General features: G+C 53.6%; 9 protein-coding genes. All 9 read left to right on the top strand.

Annotation, left to right across the window (positions count from 1 at the left end; all coding sequences use genetic code 11):
- The coding region (locus LD28_RS0119670) for a chemotaxis protein CheA (protein ID WP_033138600.1) at nucleotides 1–1361 on the top strand (1361 nt) is incomplete at its 5' end.
- Between the two features lie 32 nt (nucleotides 1362–1393).
- Nucleotides 1394–2509 (top strand): protein-glutamate methylesterase/protein-glutamine glutaminase, encoded by a 1116-nt coding sequence (locus LD28_RS0119665; protein ID WP_033138598.1) that lies wholly within the window; start codon nucleotides 1394–1396, stop codon nucleotides 2507–2509.
- Nucleotides 2510–2511: 2 nt separating this feature from the next.
- Nucleotides 2512–3249, top strand: a complete 738-nt coding sequence (locus LD28_RS0119660) for a flagellar motor protein (protein ID WP_033138597.1) — start codon at nucleotides 2512–2514, stop codon at nucleotides 3247–3249.
- A 2-nt stretch (nucleotides 3250–3251) separates the two neighbouring features.
- A complete protein-coding gene (locus LD28_RS0119655; RefSeq protein WP_033138596.1) occupies nucleotides 3252–4172 on the top strand; it encodes a flagellar motor protein MotB in 921 nt (306 codons plus the stop codon).
- A 4-nt stretch (nucleotides 4173–4176) separates the two neighbouring features.
- Complete coding sequence (locus LD28_RS0119650) at nucleotides 4177–4971, top strand: ParA family protein (protein ID WP_005353663.1); 795 nt, start codon at nucleotides 4177–4179, stop codon at nucleotides 4969–4971.
- Nucleotides 4968–5840, top strand: coding sequence for a chemotaxis protein CheW (locus LD28_RS0119645; RefSeq protein WP_033138595.1), 873 nt, complete (start codon nucleotides 4968–4970; stop codon nucleotides 5838–5840). The genes LD28_RS0119650 and LD28_RS0119645 overlap by 4 nt, the downstream gene beginning before the upstream one ends.
- Nucleotides 5841–5909: 69 nt before the next feature.
- The gene (locus LD28_RS0119640; protein ID WP_005298836.1) at nucleotides 5910–6398 is read left to right on the top strand and encodes a chemotaxis protein CheW; all 489 of its coding nucleotides are present in this window, start codon (nucleotides 5910–5912) and stop codon (nucleotides 6396–6398) included.
- A 28-nt stretch (nucleotides 6399–6426) separates the two neighbouring features.
- A complete protein-coding gene (locus tag LD28_RS0119635) occupies nucleotides 6427–6804 on the top strand; it encodes a DUF2802 domain-containing protein (protein ID WP_033138599.1) in 378 nt (125 codons plus the stop codon).
- A gap of 302 nt (nucleotides 6805–7106) precedes the next feature.
- On the top strand, nucleotides 7107–7625 hold a 519-nt coding region (gene ccmA / locus LD28_RS0119630; protein ID WP_033138594.1), incomplete at its 3' end, for a cytochrome c biogenesis heme-transporting ATPase CcmA.

Here is a 7625-nt window from a genome sequence, read left to right as displayed (position 1 = left end):
CACCTGCCGCACCTGCCGCACCTGCCGCACCTGCCGCACCTGCCGCACCTGCCGCGGCGACTCCGCCTAAACCGGCTGTCCCTGTAACTAAACCCGCCCCAGTTGCACCCGCAAAACCCGCCGAAGCAGCCAAGGCACCAGCTCCTGCCGCCAAAGCAGTGCCAGCACCGGCAGAAAACAGTGCAGTTCAAAGCGATACGACAGTTCGGGTGGATACCAAGACCCTCGATGTCATCATGAATATGGTGGGTGAGTTGGTACTGGTGCGTAACCGGCTGGTGAGCTTGGGTATTGCCAGCAACGATGAAGAAATGTCAAAAGCGGTTGCCAATCTGGATGTAGTAACGGCTGACCTGCAAGGTGCGGTGATGAAGACCCGCATGCAGCCAATCAAAAAGGTGTTTGGCCGTTTCCCTCGTGTTGTGCGTGATCTGGCCCGAACCCTCAAGAAAGAGATTGAGCTGGTGATGGTGGGAGAAGAGACCGATCTCGATAAAAACCTGGTGGAAGCGCTCGCCGATCCTCTGGTTCACCTTGTCCGCAATTCTTGCGATCATGGGGTAGAAATGCCTGATGTGCGAGAGAAAGCAGGTAAGCCGCGTCAAGGTACGATTACGTTGAGTGCTTCCCAACAGGGTGATCATATTCTGCTTTGCATCGAAGATGATGGTGCAGGTATGGATCCTGAGAAGCTCAAGTCTATTGCCATCAATCGTGGTGTGCTTGATGCGGATACCGCTGCCCGCATGAGTGACAATGATGCTTACAACCTGATCTTTGCACCTGGCTTCTCGACCAAGGCTGAGATCTCAGACATCTCTGGTCGTGGTGTCGGGATGGATGTGGTCAAAACCAGCATTGTCAGCCTCAATGGCTCGGTGCATATCGATTCTACTTGGGGGAAAGGTACCCGTCTCGAAATCAAGGTTCCGTTGACACTGGCTATTCTGCCGACCTTGATGGTGGAAGTGGGTGAACAGACTTTTGCGTTGCCCCTTGGTTGTGTGAACGAAATTTTCCATCTGGATCTGAAAAAGGCCAATATGGTTGATGGTCAGCTCACGATTATTGTGCGCGAGAAGGCGATACCGCTCTTCTATCTGCACAAATGGCTGATCCGTGGCTCCAACAAGCGTTCCCGTCAGGATTCCGGGCATGTGGTGATCGTGCAGATTGGCACTCAGCAAATCGGGTTTGTGGTAGACAGCCTGATTGGTCAGGAGGAGGTGGTGATAAAGCCACTCGATAACCTGCTGCAAGGTACGCCAGGCATGGCCGGGGCGACGATTACCAGTGATGGCGGAATTGCTCTTATTTTGGATGTGCCGAGTCTGCTCAAAGCATATGCGCGTAGACATTAATAGCTCAGACCCAAGGAGTTAGAAAAACAACAATGGCAGTCAAGGTATTAGTTGTCGACGATTCGAGCTTCTTTCGCCGTCGTGTGAGCGAGATCATCAATCAGGATCCCATGCTGACGGTGATTGATACGGCCCAGAATGGACGTGAAGCGGTGGACAAGGCGATGTCGCTGCGCCCCGATGTGATCACCATGGACATCGAGATGCCCGTGATGGATGGCATCAGTGCGGTGCGTGAGATCATGGCCAAGTGCCCAACGCCCATTCTGATGTTCTCCTCCCTGACCCATGAAGGTGCCAAGGCTACGCTGGATGCACTGGACGCCGGTGCCCTCGACTTCTTGCCCAAGAAGTTTGAAGACATTGCCAGAGACAAGGACGAAGCGGTTAGACTGTTGCAACAGCGGGTGAAGGAGATTTCCCGCAAGCGCTTCCTTATGACGTCTGCGGCCCGCTCCAAAGCACCTGAACCGGTTGCTCGTGCTCCGCTGGGCAACACAACGCCTAGAACTTTGGAGCGTCAGCCTGAACTGCAACGCGCTGTCCCAAGTACCTCATTCAAGCGCAGCGGCAAGACCTATCAGCTAGTGGCGATCGGTACCTCTACCGGTGGGCCCGTCGCTCTACAAAATGTGTTGACCAAATTACCGGGGGATTTTCCCCATCCAATCTTGCTTATCCAGCATATGCCTGCCACCTTCACTGCCGCGTTTGCCGCCCGTCTCAACGGGTTATGCCAGATTGGCGTCAAGGAAGCGGAAGATGGCGATGTGCTCAAGCCGGGTCATGCCTACCTGGCTCCCGGTGGCAAACAGATGCTGCTGGAAGGGCGTGGAGCGGGTGCCCGCATACGGATTATTGATGGCAATGACAAGGTAAATTACAAGCCTTGTGTGGATATCACCTTTGCCTCGGCAGCCAAGACCTATGCCGATAAGGTGCTTGCAATCGTATTGACCGGTATGGGTGCCGATGGGCGAGATGGGGCTCGATTACTGAAAGAGCAGGGCTCTACCATCTGGGCTCAGGATGAAGCTTCCTGCGTGGTATATGGCATGCCTCAGGCGGTAGCTAAGGCGGGCATAGCCAGTGAATCACTCCCTCTGGACAAGGTGGCCCAGCGTATTCTGGTTGAGTTGGGGCGCTAATCATGGGCTTGCTCGGTCTGCTCCTGGCTCTGGGGGCTATTGCTATTGCCCAGCTGTGGCATGGTGGCTCCCTGTTGACTCTGGTGGACGGGCCCGCTTTTCTGATCGTGCTGGGCGGTACTGTCGGTGCCGTCACATTGCAGACCCCTGCCAAGTACATTCTGCTGGCGTTGCGTCAGTTGCTCTGGATTCTTACCCCTCCCCGGCAAGATCTCTCCACGCAGGCTGAACGGTTGCAGTCATGGGCCGTCTTTGCGCGCCAGCAAGGGCTGCTGGCCCTTGAAAATCAGGCTGAGCAGGAGGAAGACAACTTTACTCGGCAAGGGCTCGGCATGATTGTCGATGGGGTATCCACAGAGGATATCCGTATGCTGCTGGAAGCTGACATCGATATCGAGCAAGAGCGCAATGAACATGCCGCCAGGGTATTTGAATCCATGGGGGGATACAGTCCGACCATCGGGATCATCGGTGCCGTTCTGGGCTTGATCCAGGCCATGTTTCACCTTGAGGACCCCGCCGCCTTGGGCGCTGGTATTGCCGTTGCATTTGTAGCGACAATTTACGGTGTGGGTTTTGCCAACCTCATCTATCTGCCAATCGCAAACCGGTTGCGTGCTTTTCATTATCATTATGCGCTTTTTCAGGAGATGACTCTGGAAGGACTGATTGCGATTGCGCATGGAGAGAATGGGTTACAGGTTGAACGTCGGCTCAGGGCCTATTTGAAGGGAGAATAGCCATGCGCAAGCGCTATCGGTTGCACTTGCAGGGTCGCGAGCATCTTGATCGCTGGTTGGTCTCCTATGCCGATTATATGACGCTGATTTTTGCCCTGTTCGTTGTGCTCTACTCTGTAGCGCTGGTGAACAAGGACAAGTATCGCGCGGTGATTGATGGCATGAGCCAAGCATTCAGCGTCATTCAACCTCGTAGTGATGGTTTGCTCGACGGCCAGGGTAATTCCCTGCTGGATAATGCGGTCTCTGCATCCCCATCGTTGCTGGAAAGTGCAGCATCACCCTCTCCTTCACTTGCTCCCATTTCTGGTGTGCCAGTGCTGCAAGATGGCACGACACTTGCGAAACTCGATATGCAGTTGCAACAGAGCATGGGATCGCTGGTGGATGCCGGCATCATCAAACTGACGCAAGACGAAAACTGGCTGACTGTTGAACTCAGTTCCGGCTTGTTGTTTGGCAGCGGCAGCGCCTTTATGGGACCAAACGCTGCTCCGGTTATTAATACTCTTTCAAGTATTCTCAAACCGGTCGATAACTATGTAAGGGTTCGGGGTTATACCGATAACCAGCAGATAAATAATGAAATTTATCGTTCTAACTGGGCGCTCTCTGCCGCTCGGGCCGAAGCGGTACTCAATGGCTTGATTGCCGATGGTATCGCCCCCCAGCGTCTGGCGTTCGAGGCATATGGCGAGTTTTCCCCCTTTGCTGACAACAGCAGCGAACAGGGCAGATTGCAGAATCGCAAGGTTGTGGTCGCTATCTCCAAATTTGCCTGGGTGCCGCCAGCACCTGTGGTTGCAACGCCCCCGGTGGTTGCCAAGCCGGTTCCTGCTGTGCAGCAGGCGGTGGATGCAGGAGAGATAAAGGTGATCACCTTGCCCGGTGGTGGCATACGCATAACAACAAGGCAGGATTAATACAGTGATTGTTTGGACGGTTGCCAACCAGAAAGGTGGTGTGGGTAAAACCACCACAGTGGTCTCGCTTGCGGGGATCCTGGCCCAGCGTGGCCAGCGGGTGCTGTTGATTGACACCGATCCTCATGCTTCGCTGACTGCATATCTTGATTTTGATTCAGATCGTCTGGATGGAACCCTCTATGAGTTGTTTCAAGCTGTCAAACCGACAGCAGAGCTTGTCAATAAACTGACGCTCAAGACCAAGTTCGAGAATATCAATTTACTACCCGCGTCTATTACCTTGGCGACCCTTGATCGAGTGATGGGCAATCGTGAGGGGATGGGACTGGTACTGAAGCGGGCACTGCTGCGCATTCAGGAGCAATATGATTATGTACTGATCGATTGCCCGCCAGTGCTGGGGGTCATGATGGTCAACGCGCTGGCCGCCTGCGATCGCATTCTGGTGCCTGTCCAGACCGAATTTCTGGCCCTCAAGGGGTTGGAGCGAATGATGAAAACATTCGAGATCATGCAGCGTTCCAAGCGTGACAAGTTTCGCTATACCGTGATCCCGACCATGTTCGACAAGCGCACCCGTGCTTCTCTGATGACCTTGAAATCGATCAAGGATCAATATGGCGATTCAGTTTGGAATGCGGTGATCCCCATTGACACCAAGTTTCGGGATGCCAGCTTGCTGCATATCCCCCCGTCTATCTATTCTCCCGGGAGTCGTGGAACCTATGCATACGAAACGCTGCTCAACCATCTTGATGCCCTTGAGCGGCAACGGGTTCATGAGGTGACGGCATGAGAGATACCATTCAAGTACGGGCGATGGATGACTATTTCCACTCCCTGCTGCTCGATGAGCCGCTGGTGCTGGATGAGGTGGAAGAGGTTCAATCAGCCCCTGTTCTGCAGTTGCAACGTCAGCCTCAGAGCATCCCCGAGGTGGTCGCAGCACCTTACCTCGAAAGTGATCCACGGCTTGCCCAGCTTGGTGAATTACTGGCCCAAGTAGGGCAAGTCCAGTTTGAAAATGATGCCTTCACGCAGGAAGTGACACTCACAGCACCGCTGGAGATTGTGGCGGAAGAGTCGCTGTTGCCGGTTGAGCCTGAATGGCCTGCAGAGGTTCTGCTCCCCGAGGTTGCGGAGCCCCATACTACCATCCTGACCGAGACGGCGCTGGAGGTTGCTCCGGTAGAAGCCAGTAAACCGGTCGCCTGGGAAAATATCGATACCGGCAAAGAGTTTCAGGCCCTCTTTTTTGAAGTCGCGGGCGTGACTTTTGCTGTGCCGTTGACCGAGCTTGGCGGTATTCATCAGCTGGGGGAGATCACCTCCCTGTTTGGCCAGCCGGGCTGGTACAAGGGGATCATGACCTCCCGCGAGCAGAAGATGAATGTGGTCGATACTGCCCAATGGGTCATGCCGGGTCAGCATCTGGAGATGGATGATTACAAATATCTGATTATGCTTGGTGAATCGCCTTGGGGATTAGCCTGCCACCATCTCAAAGGGACTGAATTGTTACACCGTGATCAGGTTAAGTGGCGTCATCAGGAGGGCAAGCGCCCTTGGTTGGCGGGCATGGTCAAAGAAAAAATGTGTGCCCTGTTACACGTTCGCGAGCTGCTCCTGTTGCTGGAGCGTGGGGTTAACATAGAAGGTCGCTGATAACTTCTGCAATCGAGCGGTTTTATTGCTAGTTTTAGCAGTAGACGTTTTCATAAAAGGAATAAAAACATGACAGAAAAGCGCAATATTGCACAGAATCTGGCCGAAGATGAAGTGCTGCAATGGGTAACCTTCCAACTGGAAAACGAAACCTACGGCATCAATGTGATGCAGGTTCAGGAGGTGTTGCGCTACACCGAAATTGCGCCGGTGCCGGGTGCGCCTGAGTACGTATTGGGGATCATCAACCTGCGTGGCAATGTGGTGACTGTCATCGATACCCGTTCCCGTTTCGGTCTGCCTTCCGGTGATGTGAGTGAAAACTCCCGGATCGTGATTATCGAGGCCGAGAAACAGGTGATCGGCATCATGGTCGATAGCGTGGCGGAAGTGGTTTATCTGCGTTCTTCCGAGATCGATGCGGCACCTGCGGTCGGTACTGAAGAGAGCGCCAAGTTCATTCAGGGGGTCAGCAACCGTGATGGTCAACTGCTGATCCTGGTTGACTTGAACAAGCTGCTCTCCGATGAAGAGTGGGAAGATATCGGTTCCCTCTGATAGGTAAGGTGATGTTTTGATAATCGAGATGGTTGCCTTGGGGGTGTCTCTGATTGCCTTGGCGTTTGCTTCTTATATCTGGTTCAAGAGCAAGCGAAGCAAACAGGAGTCCGAGGCCAGTGTGGCAACGCTGCAAGGTCAGTTGGAAAGTTTGCGCAAGCAGATGATGGAGCTCCATACCGGTGCCATTGGCATGGGGCAGCGTCTGCAGTCGGTCGAAGGGGCGATGCAGCAGGTCAATGATCGCCAGCAAGAGCTGACTATGCAGGATCCCGAACGCAGGCTCTACAGTCGAGCGGCCAAGATGGTCGAATTGGGCGCAGATCTCGATGAAGTCATGAGTGAGTGCGAGTTGCCAAAGGCAGAGGCCGAGCTCTTGATCTCATTACGAAAAGGGCGTTCTTAATGATTTGGGAAGGCAATGGCCTTCCCAAATTGTTTCTCTCTTCTTCATCAGTGATACACACACTCCTCTCCTCGAGCGATGTGTGGTGACGGAGAAGAATAGTTATGCACTTTTGTTCAATTATCAGGTTTCTGGCAGTTTAATTCGTTTGGAAACTTTCGATTGTCGTTTATTTCTTCATGTCATCTTGGCTGATGCGCGATCTTCGCCACAAAACCAGTGGATGGTGGGCATCTTGGAAAAGACGTATTCCAATACTGTGTTAAGATGCAGGCCGCTTCTTTTCATCTGATAACATCCTCATGCTGCTTCAAGTTAACAATCTGAGCTGCGTGCGTGAAGATCGCACTCTGTTTGAACATCTCTCCTTTACGGTTGCTCCCGGCGATCTGGTACAAATCGAAGGGCCCAACGGTGTCGGCAAGACCAGTCTGTTGCGGTTGTTGACCGGGCTGTCTCAGTCGTTTGCCGGAGAGGTGTGCTGGAATGGAGAGAATATTCGTCACTGTCGTGATGAGTATCATGCCAATCTGCTCTATCTCGGTCATCAGCCCGGTGTCAAAGCGGCGCTGACTCCTTTTGAAAACCTGAAGTTCTACCAGCAGTTGCATCATCCGCAACAAACAGAGATCGACTTGTGGCAGATATTGGCCCGGGTGGGGCTGGCTGGTTTTGAAGAAAACCCGACCGGCCAGCTCTCTGCCGGTCAGCAACGCCGCGTGGCCCTGGCCAGACTCTGGCTGTCACAAAAACCGGCGCTCTGGATCCTGGATGAGCCCTTTACTGCTATCGACAAGCAGGGGGTCAAGGTGCTCGAGCAG

Origin of the sequence: Aeromonas finlandensis (assembly GCF_000764645.1) — a bacterium.
Classification (GTDB): Bacteria; Pseudomonadota; Gammaproteobacteria; order Enterobacterales; family Aeromonadaceae; genus Aeromonas; species Aeromonas finlandensis.
This window is presented reverse-complemented; position numbering and strand designations above follow the sequence as displayed.

Excerpts from the sequence above, each read along its gene's own strand:
- LD28_RS0119655 (WP_033138596.1), top strand. The coding sequence starts at position 3,252 with ATGCGCAAGCGCTATCGGTTGCACTTGCAGGGTCGCGAGCATCTTGAT.
- LD28_RS0119660 (WP_033138597.1), top strand. The coding sequence starts at position 2,512 with ATGGGCTTGCTCGGTCTGCTCCTGGCTCTGGGGGCTATTGCTATTGCC.
- LD28_RS0119635 (WP_033138599.1), top strand. The coding sequence starts at position 6,427 with ATGGTTGCCTTGGGGGTGTCTCTGATTGCCTTGGCGTTTGCTTCTTAT.
- LD28_RS0119645 (WP_033138595.1), top strand. The coding sequence starts at position 4,968 with ATGAGAGATACCATTCAAGTACGGGCGATGGATGACTATTTCCACTCC.
- LD28_RS0119665 (WP_033138598.1), top strand. The coding sequence starts at position 1,394 with ATGGCAGTCAAGGTATTAGTTGTCGACGATTCGAGCTTCTTTCGCCGT.
- LD28_RS0119640 (WP_005298836.1), top strand. The coding sequence starts at position 5,910 with ATGACAGAAAAGCGCAATATTGCACAGAATCTGGCCGAAGATGAAGTG.